This is a genomic window from Bacillus sp. PK3-037 (assembly GCF_054161355.1).
Genome location: NZ_CP096408.1, coordinates 94,818 through 118,107, shown reverse-complemented (window position 1 = coordinate 118,107; position 23,290 = coordinate 94,818). Strand labels below are relative to the sequence as shown.

22 protein-coding genes, 4 tRNA genes and 1 pseudogene are annotated in these 23,290 nt (G+C 45.3%); 6 read left to right on the top strand and 21 right to left on the bottom strand.

Going from position 1 to position 23,290, the window contains the following annotated elements; translation table 11 throughout:
* Positions 1 to 3: 3 nt before the first annotated feature.
* The 3 genes from M1D69_RS00665 to M1D69_RS00655 form a co-directional block, all read right to left on the bottom strand.
* Complete coding sequence (locus M1D69_RS00665) at positions 4 to 1,167, bottom strand: hypothetical protein (RefSeq protein WP_458104911.1); 1,164 nt, start codon at positions 1,165 to 1,167, stop codon at positions 4 to 6.
* 9 nt (positions 1,168 to 1,176) lie between these two features.
* A complete protein-coding gene (locus tag M1D69_RS00660) occupies positions 1,177 to 1,914 on the bottom strand; it encodes a YiiX/YebB-like N1pC/P60 family cysteine hydrolase (protein ID WP_458104912.1) in 738 nt (245 codons plus the stop codon).
* A gap of 149 nt (positions 1,915 to 2,063) precedes the next feature.
* Complete coding sequence (locus M1D69_RS00655) at positions 2,064 to 2,561, bottom strand: GNAT family N-acetyltransferase (protein WP_458104913.1); 498 nt, start codon at positions 2,559 to 2,561, stop codon at positions 2,064 to 2,066.
* A gap of 109 nt (positions 2,562 to 2,670) precedes the next feature.
* Between M1D69_RS00655 and M1D69_RS00650 the strand changes: the two genes are divergently transcribed.
* Together M1D69_RS00650 and M1D69_RS00645 are read left to right on the top strand one after the other, a co-directional pair.
* Entirely contained in the window at positions 2,671 to 3,768 is a 1,098-nt protein-coding gene (locus M1D69_RS00650; protein WP_193659980.1) for a Rap family tetratricopeptide repeat protein, read from the top strand.
* On the top strand, positions 3,769 to 3,885 hold the full coding sequence (locus M1D69_RS00645; protein WP_010332587.1) for a Phr family secreted Rap phosphatase inhibitor: 117 nt from the start codon (positions 3,769 to 3,771) through the stop codon (positions 3,883 to 3,885).
* A gap of 40 nt (positions 3,886 to 3,925) precedes the next feature.
* On the opposite strand, the gene rocF is transcribed toward M1D69_RS00645, so the two are convergent.
* The 3 genes from rocF to rocD form a co-directional block, all read right to left on the bottom strand.
* Positions 3,926 to 4,816 carry an arginase gene (gene rocF / locus M1D69_RS00640; RefSeq protein WP_458104914.1) on the bottom strand — a complete coding sequence of 297 codons (891 nt, stop codon included), beginning with the start codon at positions 4,814 to 4,816 and terminating at the stop codon, positions 3,926 to 3,928.
* A gap of 74 nt (positions 4,817 to 4,890) precedes the next feature.
* Positions 4,891 to 6,294: an amino acid permease gene (locus M1D69_RS00635; protein ID WP_044160196.1), complete on the bottom strand. Its 1,404-nt coding sequence runs from the start codon at positions 6,292 to 6,294 to the stop codon at positions 4,891 to 4,893.
* Between the two features lie 224 nt (positions 6,295 to 6,518).
* A complete protein-coding gene (rocD, locus tag M1D69_RS00630; protein ID WP_458104915.1) occupies positions 6,519 to 7,724 on the bottom strand; it encodes an ornithine aminotransferase in 1,206 nt (401 codons plus the stop codon).
* Between the two features lie 240 nt (positions 7,725 to 7,964).
* Between rocD and rocR the strand changes: the two genes are divergently transcribed.
* Positions 7,965 to 9,347, top strand: a complete 1,383-nt coding sequence (gene rocR / locus M1D69_RS00625; protein WP_458104916.1) for an arginine utilization regulatory protein RocR — start codon at positions 7,965 to 7,967, stop codon at positions 9,345 to 9,347.
* Between the two features lie 355 nt (positions 9,348 to 9,702).
* On the opposite strand, the pseudogene M1D69_RS00620 reads toward rocR, so the two are convergent.
* The 14 genes and pseudogenes from M1D69_RS00620 to dnaB all read right to left on the bottom strand — a co-directional run.
* Positions 9,703 to 9,818 (bottom strand): annotated as a pseudogene (locus M1D69_RS00620) (hypothetical protein); the annotation flags it as partial.
* Between the two features lie 19 nt (positions 9,819 to 9,837).
* Positions 9,838 to 11,040 (bottom strand): serine protease HtrC, encoded by a 1,203-nt coding sequence (gene htrC, locus M1D69_RS00615; RefSeq protein ID WP_458104917.1) that lies wholly within the window; start codon positions 11,038 to 11,040, stop codon positions 9,838 to 9,840.
* Positions 11,041 to 11,121: 81 nt separating this feature from the next.
* On the bottom strand, positions 11,122 to 11,916 hold the full coding sequence (locus tag M1D69_RS00610; RefSeq protein WP_458104918.1) for an MBL fold metallo-hydrolase: 795 nt from the start codon (positions 11,914 to 11,916) through the stop codon (positions 11,122 to 11,124).
* A gap of 14 nt (positions 11,917 to 11,930) precedes the next feature.
* Complete coding sequence (locus tag M1D69_RS00605; RefSeq protein ID WP_458104919.1) at positions 11,931 to 12,776, bottom strand: two-component system regulatory protein YycI; 846 nt, start codon at positions 12,774 to 12,776, stop codon at positions 11,931 to 11,933.
* Positions 12,763 to 14,130, bottom strand: a complete 1,368-nt coding sequence (gene yycH, locus M1D69_RS00600) for a two-component system activity regulator YycH (protein WP_458104920.1) — start codon at positions 14,128 to 14,130, stop codon at positions 12,763 to 12,765. Before yycH ends, M1D69_RS00605 begins: the two co-directional genes overlap by 14 nt.
* Positions 14,120 to 15,955: a cell wall metabolism sensor histidine kinase WalK gene (gene walK / locus M1D69_RS00595; protein ID WP_044160205.1), complete on the bottom strand. Its 1,836-nt coding sequence runs from the start codon at positions 15,953 to 15,955 to the stop codon at positions 14,120 to 14,122. The genes yycH and walK overlap by 11 nt, the downstream gene beginning before the upstream one ends.
* A 6-nt stretch (positions 15,956 to 15,961) precedes the next feature.
* Complete coding sequence (gene walR / locus M1D69_RS00590) at positions 15,962 to 16,669, bottom strand: cell wall metabolism DNA-binding response regulator WalR (RefSeq protein ID WP_010332599.1); 708 nt, start codon at positions 16,667 to 16,669, stop codon at positions 15,962 to 15,964.
* Between the two features lie 384 nt (positions 16,670 to 17,053).
* Positions 17,054 to 17,126: transfer RNA gene (locus M1D69_RS00585), tRNA-Phe, on the bottom strand.
* Positions 17,127 to 17,161: 35 nt separating this feature from the next.
* Positions 17,162 to 17,238, bottom strand: a tRNA-Asp gene (locus M1D69_RS00580).
* Positions 17,239 to 17,320: 82 nt separating this feature from the next.
* Positions 17,321 to 17,392 (bottom strand) — tRNA-Glu (locus tag M1D69_RS00575).
* 10 nt (positions 17,393 to 17,402) lie between these two features.
* A tRNA-Lys gene (locus M1D69_RS00570) sits at positions 17,403 to 17,478 on the bottom strand.
* A gap of 222 nt (positions 17,479 to 17,700) precedes the next feature.
* Positions 17,701 to 18,993, bottom strand: a complete 1,293-nt coding sequence (gene purA / locus M1D69_RS00565; RefSeq protein ID WP_256766555.1) for an adenylosuccinate synthase — start codon at positions 18,991 to 18,993, stop codon at positions 17,701 to 17,703.
* 206 nt (positions 18,994 to 19,199) lie between these two features.
* Positions 19,200 to 19,619, bottom strand: a complete 420-nt coding sequence (locus M1D69_RS00560) for a VOC family protein (protein WP_458104921.1) — start codon at positions 19,617 to 19,619, stop codon at positions 19,200 to 19,202.
* Positions 19,620 to 19,738: 119 nt separating this feature from the next.
* Positions 19,739 to 21,103 carry a replicative DNA helicase gene (dnaB, locus tag M1D69_RS00555; protein WP_024123520.1) on the bottom strand — a complete coding sequence of 455 codons (1,365 nt, stop codon included), beginning with the start codon at positions 21,101 to 21,103 and terminating at the stop codon, positions 19,739 to 19,741.
* Between the two features lie 170 nt (positions 21,104 to 21,273).
* Between dnaB and M1D69_RS00550 the strand changes: the two genes are divergently transcribed.
* Positions 21,274 to 21,474, top strand: coding sequence for a DUF2188 domain-containing protein (locus tag M1D69_RS00550; protein ID WP_458106230.1), 201 nt, complete (start codon positions 21,274 to 21,276; stop codon positions 21,472 to 21,474).
* A 51-nt stretch (positions 21,475 to 21,525) separates the two neighbouring features.
* Here M1D69_RS00550 and M1D69_RS00545 read toward each other — a convergent pair whose 3' ends face one another.
* A complete protein-coding gene (locus tag M1D69_RS00545) occupies positions 21,526 to 21,729 on the bottom strand; it encodes a hypothetical protein (protein ID WP_458104922.1) in 204 nt (67 codons plus the stop codon).
* 120 nt (positions 21,730 to 21,849) lie between these two features.
* Between M1D69_RS00545 and M1D69_RS00540 the strand changes: the two genes are divergently transcribed.
* Positions 21,850 to 21,990, top strand: coding sequence for a YycC family protein (locus M1D69_RS00540; protein WP_003242786.1), 141 nt, complete (start codon positions 21,850 to 21,852; stop codon positions 21,988 to 21,990).
* A gap of 72 nt (positions 21,991 to 22,062) precedes the next feature.
* Entirely contained in the window at positions 22,063 to 23,271 is a 1,209-nt protein-coding gene (locus tag M1D69_RS00535; protein WP_458104923.1) for a CynX/NimT family MFS transporter, read from the top strand.
* Positions 23,272 to 23,290: the final 19 nt, after the last annotated feature.

The window sequence follows — 23,290 nt, the reverse complement described above, 5'->3', positions numbered from 1 at the left end:
ACCTTAAAAATCCTTCATCACCTCAAAATCATACAGCTTCAAATGACTCTTCGGCGTCACGATCTCCTTTACCTTCCCGATCTCTTTTTCCTTCACTTTCTTTCCGGTTTTCAAGCTGTATTGTTCAATGTATGCAGGCTGGTTGTAGGTGTATGTGAAGAAATAGAGGCTGCTGCCTTTTTGTGTAATTTCTTTGAAATCGGCCTTCATTTTTTCTGGGGAAAGAGCGAAGGCAATCCGGCTTTTTCCTGTCTTTGCATCGATCTTGTATACCTTTCCGAAGCCGTCAATGAAATACAGGGACCCGTGATACGAGAAAAAGCTTTTTTTGAAGCTGAACGGCATAGAGCTGTATATTGTTTGCTCGTCGTTTTTGTATTCGGCGATATCGTAAAGCTCCACCTTGCCGTTTTTCTTATTGATTTTCACCATTTGATAGAGATTGCTGGCTTTTTGCCCCCGAACCATCAAATATACAGCTTGATCGTCCGCAGCAAGCTGAGACTCGATTGAGGCTCCTTCCCGATACGGCCATTCAGTGATGGTTTGATATGTGAGCTTCTTTTGATCGGCTTGAATCTGAAGGAGCTGATAGCCTTTCTCGTCGTCTGTCGGGACAAGTGCGTAAATGGCGCCACCGTGAAAACCGGAGGCTCGGATGTAGTACGGGATGACGTCTTTTTTCCACTCCCCGTCCATCTGGCGGTACAGCTCTGAACGGTACCCGTCTCCCTTTTTGTCGTAGCCGGAATTATAGAGGGTGTAAAAACCGTCCGTATTTTGCAAAAAGCCCGCGCTGTCACCTGTGTGCTGATACGTTCTTTTATAGGAGTACAGTCCGTTTTCGATCGTAAAAATCGTGTTTTTGTCCTCCAGCATGACACTGTCGCCGTGAACCTTGGCTGAGCCCAGCTCAAGGCCCTTCATCTGAAATGACGACAGCGAACCGTCTTGGCTGATAAACAGGGCATAGCTTTTCCCGCCGCCGAATGCATCCTGATCCGCAGAGGTTGAGACATACAGCAGAATGTCCTTGCCGTCCAGAAAATCAGGGTCTCGGAGATCCTGCTGACTCACGGCTTTATGGCTTTTTAGAGGAGAAACGAAGACAACTAATGCGATCCCTGCGAGCATCAGCAAGGCGATGATGATCATCCACTTTTTCATATCCGCTCCTTAATGGATCGTCATGACGGTTGTCGTATAGGAAGAACTTGTGATGTCGCGCGGGTAAACGCCTAACCCTTTATTGCTGTCGATATCAATGCCGGCTTTGAGCAAAAATGCTGACCACAGGAGCTTGGAGCAGTTTTTGGCACCGTCATGGCCGGTATTTCTGTTATTGACGAAGTTAAACGAGTATGAGTCACCGACTTTCGATACCGCCCAGTCGGCAGCGGATGTTTTCTGTGAAGAAGTGACATTGACTGTCTGTACGATGGAGTTGTCTTCCACGTCTCTGGCGTTATAAGCAATTTGTCTGACGCCGTCGCTTGGAACAGATTCAACAATTTTGTCAGAGGCGGAGTACATGCCGACGTGGCCATGGTTGTAGTAGGCTGTGTAGGAGTTGGTGTAGTAAATGTTTCCTTTCGAGCTTGTGGGAAGTTTTTTCGTACCGGATGAGCCGCCCATCATGGACATGCCGCTTTCCTTGGCGAGCTGGTCTCCTTCTGCTTTATCGGCGGTGATTTCATTGTAAAACTGTTTGAGAATGACATCGGTCTTTACGCGCTGCTGTTTGGCAATCTGGCTGGCGGATTTTGTGATTTCTTCTGGGGTCGTGCCTGGCTGAAGCGCTGCGATTTCTTCAGCATAGTTCGTGGCCTTTACAGCTTTGGCGGAAGAAATAAACAGGCCGCCGCCAATTGTAAGCGCTACCAAAATAATAAACATTTTTCCCTTACTACTCATAACATCTCCTCTTTTCATGTGTGTTAGGAAAGATGATTTCCTTTATCATCATTATATTAGGGAAATGTGGAAGGTAGCTAGGTGATTTACAGAATTTTTAGAAATCATTTACAGGAAGGTTGTCTCACAAAAAAAGGCCTTCCCCAGGCCTAGAGCTTCTTACTCATGATCACATCAATCTCCTGAAATCCAGTCCGCTCATACAGCCGCCTTGCCATCTCATTATGAGACAGCTTTCGAATGCCCATATTTCCCGCCATCTCATTATGAGACAGCTTTCGAATGCCCATATTTCCCGCCATCTCATCCAGTGCGTTCAAGGCTTGCTTCGCAAAACCTTTTCCCCGATATGATTCATACAATCCCAAATCGTAAATAAACGCTTCCTGCTGCGGGTGTTCCGGTTCTGCGTGCATCCAGAGCCAGCCAGCCGTTTCCTTTCCGTTCAGGATGATACTCCATAAATGGTGATGATGTGTGTGCAGCCCATTCGGCAGCAAATCAGAGAAAGTCTGTTTGGACAAAAACATGGCCTCTCCAGGGAGCCACGATCCTGCCTTTATCTTTTCTTTTGCATAATGCTTAGTCGTGTATGTCAGATAGGATCGAAATTCCTCGGCTTGCATAGGTGTCAGCGTAATGGTCATATCGCCTCTCCTTTATTTATTGACTAGAGGATTTTACATAAAATAGAAAGAGGTGTTACTATCAAGATAAGCAAATAGATTGATAAATGAATAGGGAAGGGAGTTTCAAATGAATAAGATTGCACCCGCAGAAATCGCTAACATGCTCAACGATTGGTACCTTGCGATCAAGAAACATGAAGTTGAAGAGTCCGCCCGTATCTTTGAAGAAGTGAAGCCTTTATTGGATGATATGGAAGAGGATCAGGAGGTGCTTGCCTACTTCTCCTTATTAGAATTGCGCCATAAAGTATTGCTTCATGAAGCGCGAGGGCTGGGCTTTGAGCATGAGGAGTCTCCTCATATGAATGCTACGTCAGACATGCTCAAATATTACTTTTTTCTGTTTGAAGGCATGTATGAAGCCTATAAAAATAATTACGAAATTGCCATCGGGCTCTATAAAGAAGCGGAGCAGTATCTCAGCAACATCCCCGATCCGATCGAAAAAGCCGAATTTCATCTGAAGGTCGGCAAGCTCTATTATAAGCTGGGACAAAATATTGTGTCTCTCAACCATACACGGCAAGCGGTCAAAACGTTCAGAGAAGAAACGGATTACAAAAAGAAACTCGCCTCCGCATTAATTACGATGTCAGGCAATTTTACCGAGATGAACCAGTTTGAAGAGGCGGAAACCTATTTGGATGAAGCCATTCGCATGACGAGAGAATTAGAGGATCATTTTTTTGAGGCCCAGCTTTTACATAACTTTGGACTGCTTCATGCCCAAAGCGGCAAATCAGACAAGGCCATCTCAACATTAGAAGAGGCGTTACAGAACGAAGAGTACGCCCGATCCGCCTATTACTATCATTCTGTTTACTTGCTGATACGAGAGCTGTTTAAGACTGAAAAGAAAGAACAGGCCCTAGCCTATTACCAAAAATTGAAGGAAAAATTAAATACTGAGCCGAATAAAATATGTGAGGCAAAAATTGATATGTTATATGCCATTTACGCAGAAGGAGGTCATGCGGAAACGTTTCACTTATGCAAAGAACATATGGATGTGTTGATGTCGGAGAGAGAATACGACAGTGTAAGAGAACTTTCCATTTTGGCTGGCGAACGGTATAGGGAAAATGAGCTTTACAAAGAAGCCGCCCACTTTTTTTATGAAGCATTACAAATTGAGGAACTCATTAAACAAACGGAGGTTATGTAAATGAAAAAGTTTCTAATTGGCGCAGGCGTTGCAGCAGTGATTTTATCCGGCTGGTTTATTGCAGATCATCAATCACACTCACAAGAGATGAAAGTCGCTGAGAAAATGATTGGATAATAAAGAAAACCCCCGCTGGGATGCGGGGGTTTTCACATGTCTACAGCAATTTCTTCCCTAGCAGGGATTCTACTAGCTCTACCGCTGTTCTTCCGGTCTTGTTTTCATGATCGAGGATCGGGTTGACCTCAACAAATTCAGCTGAGGTAATGATGCCTGCGTCATACAGCATTTCCATAGCCAGGTGGCTTTCGCGGTAGCTGATGCCGCCGATGACAGGTGTTCCGACACCCGGTGCGTCGTTTGGATCAAGTCCGTCCAGATCAAGGCTGAGATGGACGCCGTCGCAGTCTGATAAATAATCAAGGGTTTCTTCGATCACCTTTGTCATGCCGAGGCGGTCGATTTCGTGCATGGTGTACACCTTCATGCCGCTTTCCTTAATATACTGGCGCTCTCCTTCATCAAGTGACCGGGCGCCGATAATGACGACATTTTCCGGTTTGATTTTAGGCGCATACCCTTCAAGGTTCACCAGTGACTCGTGTCCGATGCCGAGGCTGACGGCCAGCGGCATGCCGTGAATATTGCCTGAAGGTGATGTTTCAAGCGTATTCAGGTCACCGTGCGCGTCATACCAGATGACGCCGAGCTTATCGTAATGCTTCGCTGTACCTGCGAGCGTGCCGATCGCGATACTGTGATCGCCGCCCAGGACAAGCGGGAATTTTTTCTCTTCAATCACGGTGTTCACCTTTTGAGCGAGCTTTTCGTTTCCTGCCAGTACGGAATTTAGGTTTTTCAGTTCTTCATCGTTTTTGATCTTTTCACGGCTGATCGGAATGTCACCGAGATCTTCAACCGTATACCCCATGTCTGACAGCCTCTCAATCAAATGGGCATACCGGATGGCACTCGGGCCCATGTCCACTCCGCGTCGTGCTTGTCCTAAATCCATTGGCATTCCAATAACCGAAATCGTTTTATCCATCTGTGATTCCACCTCAACATATAAGATAATGTCCTTATGCGGGTTCTAACAAAGATGACTTGCGGACAACGTTTTTAAAGCTCTAGCTGACGATTTGCCTGCTTGCGTTTTTTAATGACGACATGATAAATGATGTAGCAAATGACCATAAACGGTACGCCGCAATACAGCGCGATACGCTGCTCCGGATCAAACGCGAGACTGATGAGAACGACTGTATTTAACGTCAGGCCGATCAGCGGAAGCACCGGATATAGCGGTGTTTTAAATTTTAGATCTTCTATCTTTCCGCCTTCACGGATATATTTGCGTCTGAACCTGATTTGGGAAAGCGAAATCGTAATCCAGCCGACCTGCGCGCTCATGCCTGCCAATGATAATAGCACCATATATACGGTTTCAGCCTGCGCAAATTTTGTCAGAAGTGACAGGCAGGCCACAGCCATCGTTACGATTAACGCGTTCAGCGGCACACCTCTTTTATTTGTTTTGCCCAGCGCTTTGAAGGCCTGTCCTTCATTCGCCATCGCGTACAGGATACGTGTCGATGCGTATAAACCTGAATTCGCAACAGATAAGAGCGCAATCAATATAACAAAGTTCATGATATCAGCTGCATACGGAATTCCGATTTGCTCAAATACGACAACAAACGGACTTTCTACGACTCCAGCCTGTTTCCACGGAATCATGCCGGCAATGACAACAATAGAAAGAACAAAGAAGACAAGCGTTCTCCATACTGTCTGTTTGATGGACCGCGGAATCGTTTTTTCAGGGTTTTCACTTTCTCCGGCTGCAACCCCGATCAGCTCAGTTCCCTGGAATGCGAAGTTCACGGTAATCATCGTTATCAATATGGCCTTTATGCCGTTCGGGAATAACCCATCTTCATAAAAATGCGTCAGAAACGGCGCTTGCTCTCCGCCTTTTAGGTCAATGAAGCCGAACATAGCGGCTCCGCCGAGAATAATAAATAAAAGGATAATCAATATTTTAATGCCGGAAAACCAAAATTCAGATTCTGCAAAGGCTTTCGCGGTTATTGCATTTAAGGTAAACATTAGTGCCGCAAAGACCAGACACCAGATCCACACGTCTATATGCGGAAACCAGCGTTGCATCAGCTGCCCCGCTGATAAGAATTCAATGGCGCATGTCACCGCCCAGCCGAGCCAGTACAGCCAGCCGAATGCAAACCCGAAGGCCGGGCTGATAAATTTTGTCGCATAGGTCTGGAAGGACCCCGATACAGGAAAGGCGACCGCAAGCTCCCCTAAGCAGAGCATGGTCAAAAACATGATAAAGCCGCCCACTAAATAAGACAGAACCGCGCCGAGCGGTCCCGCTTGGTTAATGGTAAACCCGGTTCCCAGGAAGAAACCGGTTCCGATCACTCCGCCCAATGAAATCATAAACAAGTGGCGAGATTTCATTGTCCGCTGGAGCTGATTTCCGTTATCTTGGTTCGTATTCACATTCTGCACCCCTTCAGCAACTTGTATTGGATCTAAGCTGGAACATCTATCGTGATGCGTATCCCAGTTTGCTGTCCAAAGAGTCTCTATCTATTTAATATAAAATTCACTTCTTCTCATAAAGATACATTATACTAAAATACTGTAGCTGAGCAAATAGGGAGTGCTAATTTTTCTGTTGTAAATTTATACAAACGAAGTGAATATCCCGCCATGATGCGGATTTATGCGTTTTGCAGCACGTGCTTAATTTTCTCTATCGCCCAATCCAAATCCTTTTTGGAAATGATTAATGGCGGTGCAAAACGAATGACTGTATCATGCGTTTCCTTGCATAAAAGCCCTTCTTCCTTCAAACGCTCACAATACGGACGTGCGGCTTCCGTCAATTCCACACCGATAAACAGCCCTCTGCCGCGGACTTCTTTAATGACAGGGTTATCAATGCTCTCAAGCTCGCTTTTAAAGTATTCGCCAAGCTCAAGAGAACGATCCGCCAGCTTTTCATCCTCCAGCACTTCCAATGAGGCGATAGACACTGCACATGCCAGCGGGTTCCCGCCAAATGTGGAGCCGTGTGAGCCCGGGTTAAACACGCCTAATATCTCGCGGTCCGCCGCAATGCATGAAATCGGGAACACACCGCCGCCAAGCGCTTTCCCCAAAATGTACATATCAGGAACAATGCCGTCCCAGTTACAAGCGAATGTCTTGCCTGTACGTCCGAGACCCGTCTGAATTTCATCGGCAATCAACAGCACATTCTCTTCCTTACAAATCGCCGCCGCTTCCTGCAAAAATCCTTCAGGCGGAATCACAATGCCCGCTTCGCCTTGAATCGGTTCAAATAAGAACGCCGCTGTGTTTGGCGTAATCGCCTGGCGCAGCGCCTCCGCGTCTCCGTAAGGGATTAGTTTGATTCCCGGAAGCATCGGGCCGAATCCTCTTTTATACTCTTCTTCAGAAGAAAGAGAAACCGCCAGCATCGTCCGGCCATGGAAATTTCCGACGCACGCAATAATTTCCGCCTGATTGTCCGCCACGCCCTTCACTTCATAAGCCCAGCGTCTCGCTGCTTTCACCGCAGACTCAACCGCTTCAGCCCCCGTATTCATTGGCAGAATCATTTCTTTGCCTGTCAGCTTAGCCGCCTTTTCGTAAAACGGTCCGAGCTGATCGTTGTGAAACGCGCGAGACGTCAGCGTGATTTTATCAGCCTGATCCTTTAACGCCTGAATGATCTTCGGATGTCTGTGCCCCTGGTTCACCGCAGAATAAGCACTCAGCATATCCATATATTCATTGCCTTCCGGGTCCTTTACCCAAGCACCCAGCGCTTCAGAAATAACAATCGGCAGCGGATGATAATTGTTGGCACCGTAATGAGACGTCTGATCAATAATTTCTTTGGATTTTGATAAAGCTGGCATATTTGAATTCCCCCTTGTTTTCTGTTTCAACACTATATCCTGCTTTCCCTTTTTATAAATGCAAGTTTCGTGCCAACTCGCACATTCGTGTATTTTCTACATTATTTGAGGAAAGGGTGCAAAAATATTCAGATATTTCGCACTAAATTTTCATATAGTGCAAAATTCTTTTGCATATCCTCTCTATTCTTTTATAAAATAGAAGAAATATTAAGAAAATAAATGAGGGAGGATTATACTTTGGTCAAAGACAGCGAATTCCTCACATTAGTGTTTCAGAGCATTTTGGATGAAATTGATGTCGGCCTGCACGTCGTGGACGAGCATGGAAACACGATTGTTTATAACAACAAAATGATGCAAATTGAAGATATGGAGAAGCAGGACGTCTTAAATAAAAACCTGATGGATGTATTTATGTTTTCGAAGCAGCAGGACAGCACACTTGTGCAAGCCCTCCAGGAAGGCAAAACGATCAAAAATGTAAAGCAGAGCTATTTCAATAATAAAGGCCAGGAAATCACGACAATCAATCATACATATCCGATCGTCCAAGACGGCAACATCAAAGGGGCTGTCGAAATTGCCAAGGACGTGACAAAGCTGGAACGCCTGATCAGAGAGAATATGCATAAAAAAGGAAACGCGACTTACACATTTGACAGCATTCTCGGCACCAGTCCAGCAATTCAGGATGTCATCGAAAACGCCAAGCGGGCGACCCGCACGTCTTCTTCGGTTCTACTCGCAGGTGAAACCGGCACGGGAAAAGAGCTGTTCGCACAAAGTATCCATAACGGCAGCGACCGATCAAGCGGCCCGTTCATTTCTCAAAACTGTGCGGCTCTGCCGGACAGCCTGGTGGAAAGCATCCTATTCGGTACGAAAAAAGGCGCGTTTACAGGTGCCGTTGACCAGCCTGGCCTGTTTGAGCAAGCCCATGGCGGCACACTTCTGTTAGATGAAATCAACTCACTGAATTTGAGCTTGCAGGCAAAATTGCTGCGCGCCCTGCAAGAACGGAAAATCAGACGCATTGGTTCGACCAAGGATACACCGATTGACGTGCGCATTATCGCCACGATGAATGAAGACCCGATTGATGCCATTGCGGGTGAACGAATGCGCAAGGACTTGTATTACAGGCTGAGTGTCGTAACGCTGATCATCCCGCCGCTTCGGGAACGCAAAGAGGACATTTTGCTTCTCGCGTCAGAGTTCATCCAGAAAAACAACCATCTGTTCCAAATGAATGTTGAACATATCAGCGAAGATGTGAAGCAATTTTTCTTATCCTATGATTGGCCGGGAAATATTCGCGAACTTGAACATATGATCGAGGGCGCGATGAATTTCATGACAGATGAACAAACGATTACGGCCAACCATCTGCCATATCAATACCGCATGAAAATCAAGCCGGCAGACATCTCGAAGCCGGAACCCGCAGGGCATCAGCCCGCCGCTGATTTGAAAGAAAAAATGGAGAGCTTCGAAAAATATGTGATCGAAAACATCCTTAGAAAACACGGCCATAACATTTCAAAAACCGCTCAGGAGCTCGGCATCAGCAGACAAAGCCTGCAATACCGGCTGAAGAAGTTTTCTCTGCACTCAAAATAACAATCTTATACCCGAGGGGAGCCGGATCAGAAAAACCGTTCCTCTTCCGATTTCACTTTTCACTTCAATTGTCGTTTACATCTGATGATAAGGAAGAAATACCAAGGAGAGCTGTTCAATCAGCTCAAACGAAGAAAGTGGACGGCGTTTGCGTCTAGCTTGGAGAAGATGGCAAACTTCATACCTTCAATGTCAACAGCAGCAGCGGAAAAGTGATGAAGCATTAGGTTCAGAAAAAACAAGTTGCCATCACAAAAGCAAAAGCACATAGCATTGCGGTCACAAATACAAGGTACCGTGAATCTTCTACATTGTCGAAAAAAACGGAAGTATTTGCAGCTGACAAGCTCTTACATGCTGTTTCACGTGTAACATCCATCTTGTATTTTTCTTCATATTCGATCTATCCTTTTTGAAACGGAACGGGCATGACCCTGTTCCGTTTTTTTGCATAAAAAAACAGCCTGGCATCAGTGCCAGACTGCTTTTATTAACTTCCTAACCGATCTGCGGAGGACAGCTTCACTTCAACGGATTTTTCTTTTCCGCCGCGGTAAAACGTCACCTTCACTCGATCACCGACTCTTTTCTGATAAAGCCGCTTTCGAAGATCCACAATATCATTTATTTTTTGCCCGTCAAATTCAGTGATGACATCCAGCTCCTTGAGTCCCGCTTTTCCTGCAGGTGAAAAGGCGTCTACACCCATCACAACCGCTCCATTGGTGACGTTCTTAGGAAGCTTTAATGTTTCATCCCAATGATAGCTTGCGATGTCGCTTAGGGATTTCATCTCAATGCCAAGGAACGGGCGTTTGACCTTTCCGTATCTCTCTAAATCCTCTATCACAGGGATCACGAGCTTAGACGGAATGGACAGGCCAATCCCTTCAACCGCTGACTCGGCAATTTTCATTGAATTGATGCCAATGACCTTCCCATCCATATTTAACAAAGCGCCGCCGCTGTTCCCAGGGTTAATGGCCGCATCTGTTTGCAGGACTTCTGCGTTCCAGTCAGGCTGTCCGTCACCGTTTGAATCCACTGGGATCGCCCTCTCCGTACCCGAGATGACGCCTTGTGTGACAGAACCAGCAAACTCAAGGCCTAATGGGTTCCCGATCGCAATAACCGGCTCCCCAGACTTCACTTCATCTGAATTTCCGAAATCGGCGACTGCTTTAATCTTATCGCTTTTCACCCGTAAAACGGCAAGATCCATCAGCTGGTCGCTGCCGACAAGCTCAGCAGACACGCGCGAACCGTCTTTTAGGCTGATTTCAATTTGGGAAGCGCCCTCGATCACATGATGGTTGGTCACGACATAAGCAGAGTGGTCATTTTTCTTATAGATGACGCCTGAGCCGCTCCCAGCCTCACCGCTCTCTCCCCGTATATCTGATTTTTGGATGTTCACAACACCGACAACAGCCGGCGACACATTGCTGACAATCTTGGTGACCGCATTGTTGACACTGACATTCACCGTCCTGATTGATTCCCGGCCGTTGTAGTTCTGCTGCTGATCTAAAGCGCCCGTATCTAGCCCTTCATTTGAAAGGTACGGCATGATGAACGCCATCAATACAGCGCCGACAATCACCCCAATCAGGCTTGAAAGAAAATAACCTTTTTTGCTTCTCTTCGGCTGTTCAGGAGTATTATGTTCTTCTTCACGCTCGTAATCCACCATATTCCACCCTTTCAGAGAACGTTGATATGGTTATATTGTGGATTAGAAACTCCTATAATAGTCATGTTACACAAGAAAAAATTATACAGCGCAAAGTGGAGTAGCCTTTTTTGGATCGGTATCAAACAAATCAAATGTTTCGCCTGTCACAAATCCTTTAGAAGCCAATGTCTGCTGGACAGACATTCTGGCCAGCTCTTTCATATTGTTGTCCTGACTCAAATGAGCGAGGTAGATACGAGACGTCTCGTCGCCGATGACATCAGTCATCGCCAACGCAGCGTCTTCATTTGAAACGTGCCCGACGTCACTTAAAATCCGCCGCTTAATGCTCCAAGGGTATCTTCCCATTTGCAGCATGCCGACATCATGATTGCTTTCAAAAACGAACACATTCGCCGAGCGGATAATGCCCTTCATCCGGTCGCTGACATACCCTGTATCTGTCATTAACGCGAGCTTGCGCCCATTACAATGAAACACATAAAACATGGGCTCTGCCGCATCGTGAGAGACGCCAAACGATTCTACATCAAGTCCGCCAAACGACTTCACCGTCTCCATCGGAAACTCAAACTTTTGATCGGTATCAATTTTGCCGATCTGGTTCTCCATCGCCCTCCACGTCTTCTCGTTCGCATAGATCGGAAGCTTGTACTTTCTGGCGATGACGCCGAGGCCTTTAATATGGTCACTATGCTCATGCGTCACAAAAATGCCGTCCACATCATCCAGCTTACGTCCGATTTGCGCCATTAATCCGTCCATGGCTTTCCCGCTCAAACCGGCGTCCACTAAAAACGCGTGATCCTCTGTTTCCAGGTAAAACGCATTTCCCGTACTCCCGCTCGCAAGAACGCTAAATTGCAAGCTCATTTCAGTTCACTCCATTATTTTGATTGATCTGTATCTAAAATCGTACTCTCCAAAGCATTCACAGTAAAATACTCTTGCACTTTCTTTTTCTCGCCGTTCACTTTTTTATCATACTCCACCGTGACTCTCCATACCGGAGCCAGCACCTGCGTGCTTGTCAGCGGATATTGCGCCACATAGCCGAATTTCACACTCTTTATGGTGCAGTATTCTTTTAATTGATTTTGATAGTACAATAATTCAACCGCATCAAGCTCAGTAATTAAGTTTTCTTTCTGAATCTGCTTAAAGGTTTCAAGCGTCGACTGCTCGTATGACACAACCTCGTTTTTATCGTTTAAGTGCAAAATCACTTGTCCGATCATATTAGAGGAGTTGTCAGTCTTCTGATAAATGTAATGGCCTTCATACGTTTGGAAGTAAATGATTTCTTTTTTAGATTTATCCACCTTCCAAAGCTTATATTTTTCACCATCTTGAATTTTAGAAGACATAAGCGCCTGTGCATCGTCCTCTATGTTTTTCTTTGAAAGGGCAATCGGGCTCGTAAACTTCATCTTTAAGTTCGTTACTTTATGATCATCACTAGGCATATCCATCATAGGCTTTTGATCCTTGAGTGATTCAATCTCATCCTTCGTGAAGACTTTTTGATTGGCTGTGATCCGATAGCCTTCTATCGCTTCTTTATCCAGACCTTCATACGTGATATGGTCTGCCTTCATGTCATGCTCTACATCATTTTTAATGACTTCATATTCTTTACTATTAGATTGCTTCTCAAAAAACTGATAGCCTAAGAAAATATCTAAAATGAGGAAGGCAACGATGAAGATTGTTTTTGTCTTATTCCACTCCATTGTCAGCCCCCTCCTTCATCAATAATTCCTTCGTAATCGGCACCACTTTTCCATTTATTCTCATAGCCCAAATCGGTTCAAGCTCAACAAGAGGATCATCGTTGGTTGATGTTGAGATCATCTGATACGCAGGGAAAATCTGATCAATTTTGTCCGTATCATACGCCGTTTGTCTGGACAGAAGAGCCCTCACTTCCCTGCCGCTCATCAGCTGTGTCTCACTTGTTTTAATCGGATTCGTTCCAAGACTGTAGTTCGGCCGTTTATAGCTGAGAATATCGTCATTGGCCCATTGGAGGGTGATTGCCGAAGTTCCGCCAAACGGTTTAGACATGCTGTTAATGACCGGGAGCTGATCCATAAAGATATAGAAGCTCAGCTGCTGGCTGTCGTTGATATTAAAAAATTGGTAGTGATCCGTCCAGCTTCCTGTATCCTCTAGGTACTTCTGGCTCTTTTTGATTAATTCACCTGTTTGATACGAAGTGCTCTGCACTAAATTACGCTGCTGGAATTGAACCTGCCGCTGGGTCAGGCTGACATCTAAACGGCTGATGCCGTCCGTCAGTACATTTCTGTTATTATAATTCGAATCTTCTCTTACAATGCTCGGATCGCTGAACAGCGCTTGTTTAAAAGTGTTTGTTTTAATTGATTCGGTGACAAATTCCTTTTTATCCATCGTAAGCGATTTGTTCGGCAGCAAAAACTCTTTCTTTGTGCCGATCGAGAACAAGCTGTACGCAGGCATATTTGATTCTTTGTTTTTTAAATCGCTCATGATATTCCGGTAGTTTGCAGATTCAACCGTCACTTCCAGAATAAGCTGCTTGCTGTAAGATACCAAATAAATCTTCTTATTCGTTTTTGTTTCATCAAATGGGATCATAATATGATCAAACGAGCTGTATTCAAACGATTGATTGGACCATTTAAACAGCGTTTGAATAATATCAATAGGTATCGTGTCACTGAATTGCAGATCAAGCTTGGCAGCAGAACCGCCTCTTCCATAAAACCAGCTCTTGAATCCGGCCTTATCATATTGATCCGATATATCTTTAATGCCTTTTACATCCCAATGCGGCAAATCTGACCAGACTTCATCATAAAGCGTTTCATCATCGACCTTATAATGAGCACCGTCATCATGAATAAACATTTCCCGCGGTTTTACCGTTTCAGACAGCTTTTGGGTATTTTTTTCAATTTTATGCTTCTCACGCACCGTAGACTCTGCTGATGACGAGTCTTCAGAGAAATTAGGCTGAAATGTCCATATGCTCCATGTAAAAACAAGACTGATGACGACGAGTACCGTAAGTAATATTGTTTTTATATTTTCACGCTTCATCCCAATCATCCTCTTGTTCCTCTTTATATGGAAGAGTAAAAGTTATCGTTGTGCCTTTTCCTTCTACACTGTCTGCCCAAATATCTCCGCCGTGCGCCTGAACCATTTCCCTGGCAATAGCAAGTCCCAGACCGGTCCCGCCGAGCTTTCTCGTTCTCGCTTTATCGACCCTGTAGAAGCGGTCAAAGACTTTTTCGACATCCTTTTTCGGAATCCCGATCCCTTCATCCTTAACGCTGATATAGAGAAGTTCTTCCTCTTCATTTACGTCAATCGAGAAGGTGACATGTCCGCCTTCAGGTGAGTATTTTAAAGCGTTGGAAATAATATTATCGAGCACCTGCGTAATTTTATCCTGGTCAATCTCCACATACAGGTTTCTGTCCGGCAGATTGCGAATAAATTCCACATGCTGTTCCTTCGTCATTTCAAAACGATCAATAATGAGCGACATAAATCGGACGATTTGAATCCACTCACGATTAAATTGATAATCCTTGCTGTCAAACTTAGAAAGCTGAAGCAAATCGTTTACAAGCCGAATCATCCGCTCTGTTTCATTCTGCGTCACCATTAAGAAACGCGGTGCAATGTCTTTATTTTCCCACGCGCCTTCAGCTAACGCCTCTAAATAACTGCGCATGGTCGTAAGCGGCGTCCGCAGCTCGTGTGATACATTCGCTACAAACTCTCTGCGCTCCTGGTCAATTTTCTCCTGCTCGGTTACATCGTAAATGACAGCAATTAAACCGTCGATTTTGCCATGCTCCCTTTGAATCACGGAGAAATTGACACGAAGCACTGTCAATTCATCGTCGCGCTCAATTTCGAGCAGCATAGAGTCCTGCTGTTCGACTAAATCTTCAAAAGTATAATTCTCTTGAATCCCCAGCAAGCTTGTAATCGGCATTTCTAAGGCTGTTTCACGTGAAACGTTCAGCAGCTCCAGCGCCGGGCTGTTCAAGAGAATAATCGCGCCGTTTCGGTTTGTGGCAATAACGCCATCCGTCATATAGGCAATAACAGAGGAAAGTTTTCTTCGTTCACCCTCTGTCATTGCCTGAGCATCTTCAAGCTCTCTCGTTAAGTGATTAAACGTTGTGGCAAGCTGCCCAATTTCATCATGTCCGTACTTTCTAACCTTCCTGGAGAAATTCCCTTTCGCAAGCTCCATTGCCTGCTTCCTCATATCTGAAAGCGGGTGGGTAATGGTTCTGGCCAGAAAAATACCGAGAAGGGCTGTCAAAACGAGGGCCAAGCCAGTGCCGGAGGCCAGTATCGTATTGATGGTCTTCATTTGGCCAAAGACATCTTCCATGCTCGCTACTACATAAATCGCTCCGACAACCTCTTGGTTTTCAGTCGTAACGGGCTTTGCGGAGATGAGAACTCTTATTTTGCTTTTCGGGTCATAATATTTTCTAGAATAAGACTGTTTCGTAGAAAAAATTCTTTTGAAAATGAGATCCGTCGTTTGTTTCCCTGCAACTTCTTCTCCATATGGCCTTGAAGAGCCAACCACTTCATAGCTTTTATCAACAAAACTAATTTCCCGAATCTCATCACTCTTCGTGAAGTCATTCAGAATACGGCTGACATCATCCTTAATGACGGTGCTGTCATTATCACTCTTATATTCCTGCTCAATATAATAAGAAAGGTTGTCGATTCGCTGATTAAGCGATTGTTCATAAGAGGTAATCAGCGACTTCTCTACCTGATTGACAAAATACACACCAATGACTTGCATCGCGATGATAATCAAAAGCACATAAATCAAGGTAATCTTAAATTGGATCGACCGAAAAAAACCAACCTTATTCATTGGGCATTAGTCCTGTTCAGGGTTTCTCAAGTAATAACCGACGCCGCGGCGTGTGACAATCCAATTTGGATGGCTCGGGTTGTCCTCAATTTTTTCACGAAGGCGGCGCACTGTTACGTCAACCGTTCTGACATCCCCAAAGTAATCGTAGCCCCAGACCGTTTGCAGCAAGTGCTCACGTGTCATCACTTGTCCGATATGTTTTGCTAAATAATGAAGCAATTCGAACTCACGATGAGTCAATTCGATTGTTTCATCTCGTTTTGATACGACATACGCGTCAGGGAAGATGACAAGGGAGCCAATATGAATATCGTTGGAAGATGATTCTTCCTCCGCTGGCGCTGTTGTCAGCTGGCGGCGCAAGTTCGCTTTCACACGGGCTAAAAGCTCTCGTGTGCTGAATGGTTTCGTAACATAGTCATCCGCGCCGATTTCAAGCCCGATGACCTTATCAATTTCTGAATCCTTAGCCGTCAGCATAATGATAGGCATATCGTATTTCTTTCTGACTTCACGGCATACTTCAACGCCGTCTTTATTCGGAAGCATAATATCTAAAAGAATTAAATCAGGCTGAAGCTCTTCCACCATTTCAACGGCTTCATTTCCGTCATAGGCGCAATGCACTTCATAGCCCTCTTTTCTTAAGTTAAATTCCAATATATCTGCAATCGGTTTTTCATCATCTACTACAAGGATCTTTTTATCCATCATTTTTGATTTTCCTCCTGCCGAATGGTCTTCATTTCATCTATATCACATTCGTTACATCACTTATGGCCCAAATAGAACAATGGGTCCTTGTCTATTATAACGGTTTAAGGTCAAAAGATAAAAAAAATAAAGGTTTAGAAAAAAACTCATGTTTCACCTTCATCCACCAGTTGTCTATCTTTTGTCATGTTTTTCAACTTTTCTTAAAAAAGATAATTTAAATGAAACCTCCCCTCACCTGCGTGCGTCTTTTTATTGACGTCTTCTTCTTTGAACCGGCCGCAGGGCCGGTTCTCCCTTTTTCTTCTATTATAACACTCCGCATGTTTCTCTTTTTTATAAAGAAAAAACGCACCTACGATTGCAGATGCGTTTGGTAAGTGGCTCGGGACGGAATCGAACCGCCGACACACGGATTTTCAGTCCGTTGCTCTACCAACTGAGCTACCGAGCCAAATTATTTATTTTTCTCTACTAAGTAAAGTAAAATGGCGGTCCGGACGGGACTCGAACCCGCGACCTCCTGCGTGACAGGCAGGCATTCTAACCAACTGAACTACCGGACCTTACAGTAATTTGTCTGGAGAGCTGTCGTGTCAACTCTCGCAGACAAATAAGGAATTTAGCAATAACGCTAAAGTAAATCAATGACCCGTACGGGATTCGAACCCGTGTTACCGCCGTGAAAGGGCGGTGTCTTAACCGCTTGACCAACGGGCCTTCACAAAAATGGTGAGCCATGAAGGACTCGAACCTTCGACCCTCTGATTAAAAGTCAGATGCTCTACCAACTGAGCTAATGGCTCTTAAGATGCCGGATTTTTCATAGAGCAAACGACTTGGATCAAGTTCTTATCTTGTACTCTATTGAAGCAGTTTCCGTAACAACGAGATTTATAATATCACGAACAAATAGAAGTGGCAATAACTTTTTTGGTTTTTTTTCATATTTTTTTCTCAGACCAACTTATCTGCAGTTTTCAAACAAAAAACAAACCCCTGAAAACAGGGGCTTGCGGGTATTCTGTTTAGTTCGCACGGTACACGCTGCGAAGGACATTTGTCTGTGAACGGTCTGGACCGACAGAGAAAATAGAAAGCGGAATGCCTGTCAGCTGAGACACACGCTCAAGATAGTGGCGCGCGTTTTCCGGAAGCTCGCTAAGGCTCTTCGCACCTGTGATATCCTCAGTCCAGCCTGGCATTTCTTCATAAACCGGTTCACATTCTGCAAGTGCTTTAAGGCTTGCAGGGAATTCTTCGATGACTTCTCCTTTGTAACGGTAAGCCACACAAATTTTCAGTGTTTCAATACCTGTTAACACGTCAATTGAGTTCAATGAAAGATCTGTGATTCCGCTGACACGGCGGGCGTGGCGGACAACGACACTGTCAAACCAGCCGACACGGCGCGGGCGGCCTGTTGTTGTTCCGTATTCACGTCCGACTTCACGGATTTGATCGCCGATTTCGTCTTTCAGCTCAGTCGGGAAAGGACCATCGCCGACACGAGTCGTATAGGCTTTTGAGACACCGACTACGTGCTGGATTTTTGTCGGGCCGACACCTGAACCGATGGTGACACCGCCGGCAACCGGGTTAGATGACGTAACAAACGGGTATGTTCCTTGATCGATATCAAGCATAACCCCTTGTGCGCCTTCAAATAACACGCGGCGTCCTTCATCAAGCGCATCATTTAAAACAACGGATGTATCGCAGACATATTTCTTAATCTGCTGTCCGTATTCATAATACTCATCTAAGATATCTTCTATTTTAAATCCTTCTGTCTCGTACATTTTCTCAAGCAGACGGTTTTTTTCTTCAAGATTGCGCTCGAGTTTCTCCGCAAACGCGTCACGATCCAACAGATCCGCGATACGAATGCCGATACGGGCTGCTTTATCCATATAAGCAGGGCCGATTCCTTTTTTCGTTGTGCCGATCTTGTTTGCTCCTTTTCGCTCTTCTTCCACTTCATCCAACTTCAAATGATACGGCAGAATCACGTGGGCTCTGTTGCTGATTCTCAGGTTATCTGTACTGACGTTGCGCTCATGAAGATACGCAAGCTCTGTGACTAATGCTTTTGGATCTACAACCATTCCGTTTCCGATCACACACGTCTTATCTTTATAGAAAATTCCAGACGGGATTAAGTGTAGCTTGTATGTGACTCCGTCAAACTTGATGGTGTGCCCTGCGTTATTTCCGCCTTGATAACGGGCGATCACTTCTGCATTTTCTGACAGGAAATCTGTGATTTTACCTTTCCCTTCATCGCCCCATTGCGTACCTACTACAACTACTGAAGACATGTCCGTGCACCTCCGTTAACCTTTCAAAAACGATTCTATTCAAACAAATCAAGTTTATCAGTGAAGAAACAGAAAGTCAATTGTAAATCCGAACATTAAATTCTTGAAAATCCAAATTCGTTCGCTTTAAATGACTTTAGAAGCGTTTTCTTAAAGATTTGCCTTGAAAAGCTCATGAAACTTTTATCCTTTAGCAGAAGAAAGAATCACTTGCCTGAAATCCCTTTTGTGTTCATGAACACGATCCGCCAGCCGTCTGGATCCTCAATTGTCACCCCTCCATGACTCCAGTACGGGTTCTCAGGTTCAGCCTCCTGATAGCCCATGATTTTTAATTTTTCAGTGATGGCTTTGATGTCTTCTTCGCTCGGCACATAAAAGACGAGCAGGCTGTCTGGGTGGGGAACGGGGGCTGTTCTTTCCTCTTCATGCTGGGTGAATTCCAAGTGGTAATCGGTATGCGGGAGGCCAAACATGACTCCGTCAAACCCATTATGCTGATGAAATTCACCAATTCGTTCTAAGCCCAGCCCTTCTTCATAAAAGCGAATGATCTGATCAAGCCGGCCCGTCGGTCTTGCTATCCGAATTTGCGCGGCATGAAATTGTGAAAAACGATTTCTCATTGTTACCCTCTCCTTTTTGTCTCATTTTATTAAAACGCTTTCATTTCTACATCCGCTAAGTGGCTGGGTTTCTCTTCAGTCTTTTGGATGAAAAAACCCCAAGAAGAAACTCTTGGGGTTTACGCGCCGGGCGGAACACCTGCGTCATCAAAACGCCGTTCCAGGTTGACGAATTTATTGTATTCTTTTACGAACGCAAGAGACACGGTTCCTACCGGGCCGTTACGCTGTTTGGCAATAATGATTTCGATAATGTTTTTGTTCTCAGATTCTTTGTCATAGTAGTCATCACGATAAAGGAACGCGACAATATCCGCATCCTGCTCGATACTTCCTGATTCACGGATATCAGACATCATCGGACGTTTATCCTGACGCTGCTCAACGCCACGTGAAAGCTGAGAAAGCGCGATAACAGGGACTTGAAGCTCCCTGGCGATCGATTTCAGTTCACGGGAAATTTCTGATACTTCCTGCTGACGGTTATCCTTTGAACGTCCGCTTCCCTGGATCAATTGCAAGTAATCGATCAAAATCATGCCAAGACCGCTTTCCTGCTTCAAACGGCGGCATTTGGCGCGGATTTCACTGACACGGATACCCGGTGTATCATCGATATAAATTCCGCTGTTGGACAGGCTTCCCATCGCCATCGTCAGCTTGCCCCAATCTTCTTCTGTCAGATTTCCTGTACGAAGGTTTTGGGCATTGATATTTCCCTCGGCACAAAGCATACGCATAACGAGCTGCTCGGCACCCATCTCTAGACTGAAAATGGCTACACTCTCGTCGGTCTTCGTCGCTACGTTTTGCGCGATGTTCAAGGCAAAGGCCGTTTTCCCTACTGACGGACGGGCAGCCACAATAATCAAGTCATTGCGCTGGAATCCGGCAGTCATCCGATCAAGCTCAGAAAACCCTGTCGGAATCCCGGTAATATCGCCTTTTCGATTGTGAAGCTGCTCAATGTTATCATACGTCTGAACAAGGACATCCTTGATATTTTGGAAGGCGCTTGTATTTTTGCGCTGCGCCACTTCCATAATCGTTTTTTCCGCTTCACTGAGTAAATCTTCGACCTCGTCCTCGCGGGTATATCCGTCCTGAGCGATGGTTGTCGCTGTTCTGATTAACCGGCGAAGAATTGATTTTTCCTCAACGATCTTTGCGTAATATTCTATGTTAGCCGCTGTCGGCACCGAGTTTGCGATATCAGTCAGATACGATATGCCTCCCACTTCTTCCAGCAGGTCCGTGTTGGCAAGCTCTGACGTCACCGTAACTAAATCAACCGGTTCACCGCGGTCTCCGAGCACCAGCATCGCATTATAAATTTTTTGGTGGGACATTCTATAGAAATCATCTGGAATCAATACCTCTGAAGCCAGTGTTAAAGCAGACGGCTGTAAAAAAATAGCGCCTAACACGGCTTGTTCGGCTTCTATATTTTGCGGCGGCAGCCGATCATTCAGAAGGTCTGTCATGCTAAGCACCGTCCTCTCATTAAAAAATCTCCAAACTCCATTTTACCATTTATCCAGAAAAAAAATAGAAAAATTCTTTGTTTCCTATTTTTTTCAGTCAGCAGATTGGATAGTTTCGGACAGTGCCAGGCTGGGAAAAAAACTGATAAATCTTGAGGGAGGAATGAATGATGCTGAAAAAATACGCCGTAACACCCAACGTCGATGCGGACGGCTGGTTTATCAAAGTGGAGAATGTGGCGCCTACAGCTTTATACACCTCAAAAGACGCCGCTATTGAAAAAGCGAAGCAGGTAGCCAAAGAGAACAGTCCGGCGAAGCTTGTGATTTATGACCAGCATAAAAATGTGGAAGATGAATTCACTTTCTAACAAACTGAAAGCCTTCGCTGCCGCGGGGCTTTTTTTAGCGGGTACGACACGTTATTCCATCCATTTGAATCCAATACGCATCATGAGATCCGCCGCCTTTTGATACAGCTCCCACTCTTCAAATGAAGCAAATTTCCCCATCAGCTCCTGAAACTTATGCCGCAATGCAATATATTCTTCCAACGTGACAGCTTTCCCTGTGTCTATCTGATGCTCATACAGCATTTGTTTTAATAATGATAACGGTTTGTTCATGATGAACCCTCCTTATCTCTTTTATAAGTGGCATTTTCCGAATGCACCATCCCTTTGTGATATCTTCTTACGTTTCACATCTGATTCTTGTACAATGGACAAAAGAGAGGAGGGATCTTTGTGAGACCTTTGCAAATTTCTGCTGAAACTGCACAAAAGCTTGCAGAGTCTTTGAATCTGCCGCTTGAACAGATCATGCATATGCCTCAGCATATTCTGCTTGCCAAAATGGCTGAATTGCAGAAAGAGGACAAGTCATAACCTGCACTCGCATACTTGCTTACATGTATCGGAATGATATTAAGTATATGTTAGAAAAGAGGAGTAACTGCTTTGCCACATCCACAAAATAAAAAAATCCAATCGTTTTGGCTGATTGCCGGTATTATCTTTATCGCGTTTAACTTAAGACCCGCAATCACTTCAGTCGGGCCGGTCATCAGCTCCATCAGGACCGAACTGCACATGTCCAATGGGGCAGCCGGTTTTTTGACCGCACTGCCGCTGCTTTCGTTTGCCGTTCTTTCTCCGCTCGCGCCTAAGCTCGGACGGCGCCTCGGAAATGAGCGAACCTTATGGCTTGGTCTCCTGATACTGTTTATCGGTGTTTTGATTCGATCTGCCGGCTATACCCCCGCTTTGTTTTTCGGAACGGCACTCATCGGAATCGGAATTGCGATCGGAAACGTACTTTTGCCAAGCTTAATCAAACATAAATACCCTGAAAAGCCAGGGATCATGATCAGCCTGTATACGACATCAATGAATATATTCGCTGCTTTAGCATCAGGTCTCAGCGTTCCTTTAGCGTCCCAGTTGGATGGCGGATGGAAACAGGGATTTCTTTTATGGGGAGGCCTGGCATGTCTAGCCTTGCTGATTTGGGTACCTCAGCTGCGCCATCGGGATGCGTCCAACCAGACGCCGCAGCTTAAAACCAGCCCGATTTGGGCTTCCAAAGTGGCATGGTTCGTCACCATCTTCATGGGCCTGCAATCATTTTTATTTTACAGCAGTATCGCCTGGTTTCCTGAGATTCTCCGTTCACACGGGATTGATACGTCAACCGCCGGATGGCTTGTATCACTCATGCAATTTGCGAGTCTGCCTTCCACTTTTCTGACACCGGTTTTAGCTGACCGCGTGAAACATCAGCGCGGGATCGTTGCAGCGCTGACCGCAGTCTATCTGATCGGTCTATGCGGATTATTAACGGGCGGCAGCCATGCTATGCTTGCCATCTGGATGGTGATTATCGGTATCGGACAAGGCTCCAGCATTAGTCTGGCACTCACTCTCATTGGGCTCCGCAGTGAAAATGCGTATCAGGCTGCAGCGCTGTCAGGCATGTCACAGTCATTCGGCTACCTTCTTGCAGCCGTCGGGCCAATCTTTGTCGGGTATCTCTTTGACCAGACACATTCATGGACAATGCCGATTGTGCTTCTTATTGCTGCTTTAATCGTCATGGGAACAGCAGGACTCGGGGCAGGACGCGATCGATACGTCCTTCAGACAGAGAGAAAGAGAAATTCAGCGTAGAAAATGGGCGGGGAAGATG

Excerpts from the sequence above, each read along its gene's own strand:
- M1D69_RS00665 (WP_458104911.1), bottom strand. The coding sequence starts at position 1,167 with ATGAAAAAGTGGATGATCATCATCGCCTTGCTGATGCTCGCAGGGATC.
- M1D69_RS00660 (WP_458104912.1), bottom strand. The coding sequence starts at position 1,914 with ATGAGTAGTAAGGGAAAAATGTTTATTATTTTGGTAGCGCTTACAATT.
- M1D69_RS00655 (WP_458104913.1), bottom strand. The coding sequence starts at position 2,561 with ATGACCATTACGCTGACACCTATGCAAGCCGAGGAATTTCGATCCTAT.
- M1D69_RS00650 (WP_193659980.1), top strand. The coding sequence starts at position 2,671 with ATGAATAAGATTGCACCCGCAGAAATCGCTAACATGCTCAACGATTGG.
- M1D69_RS00645 (WP_010332587.1), top strand. The coding sequence starts at position 3,769 with ATGAAAAAGTTTCTAATTGGCGCAGGCGTTGCAGCAGTGATTTTATCC.
- rocF (WP_458104914.1), bottom strand. The coding sequence starts at position 4,816 with ATGGATAAAACGATTTCGGTTATTGGAATGCCAATGGATTTAGGACAA.
- rocD (WP_458104915.1), bottom strand. The coding sequence starts at position 7,724 with ATGCCAGCTTTATCAAAATCCAAAGAAATTATTGATCAGACGTCTCAT.
- htrC (WP_458104917.1), bottom strand. The coding sequence starts at position 11,040 with ATGGTGGATTACGAGCGTGAAGAAGAACATAATACTCCTGAACAGCCG.
- M1D69_RS00610 (WP_458104918.1), bottom strand. The coding sequence starts at position 11,916 with ATGAGCTTGCAATTTAGCGTTCTTGCGAGCGGGAGTACGGGAAATGCG.
- M1D69_RS00605 (WP_458104919.1), bottom strand. The coding sequence starts at position 12,776 with ATGGAGTGGAATAAGACAAAAACAATCTTCATCGTTGCCTTCCTCATT.
- yycH (WP_458104920.1), bottom strand. The coding sequence starts at position 14,130 with ATGAAGCGTGAAAATATAAAAACAATATTACTTACGGTACTCGTCGTC.
- walK (WP_044160205.1), bottom strand. The coding sequence starts at position 15,955 with ATGAATAAGGTTGGTTTTTTTCGGTCGATCCAATTTAAGATTACCTTG.
- walR (WP_010332599.1), bottom strand. The coding sequence starts at position 16,669 with ATGGATAAAAAGATCCTTGTAGTAGATGATGAAAAACCGATTGCAGAT.
- purA (WP_256766555.1), bottom strand. The coding sequence starts at position 18,993 with ATGTCTTCAGTAGTTGTAGTAGGTACGCAATGGGGCGATGAAGGGAAA.
- M1D69_RS00560 (WP_458104921.1), bottom strand. The coding sequence starts at position 19,619 with ATGAGAAATCGTTTTTCACAATTTCATGCCGCGCAAATTCGGATAGCA.
- dnaB (WP_024123520.1), bottom strand. The coding sequence starts at position 21,103 with ATGACAGACCTTCTGAATGATCGGCTGCCGCCGCAAAATATAGAAGCC.
- M1D69_RS00550 (WP_458106230.1), top strand. The coding sequence starts at position 21,274 with ATGCTGAAAAAATACGCCGTAACACCCAACGTCGATGCGGACGGCTGG.
- M1D69_RS00545 (WP_458104922.1), bottom strand. The coding sequence starts at position 21,729 with ATGAACAAACCGTTATCATTATTAAAACAAATGCTGTATGAGCATCAG.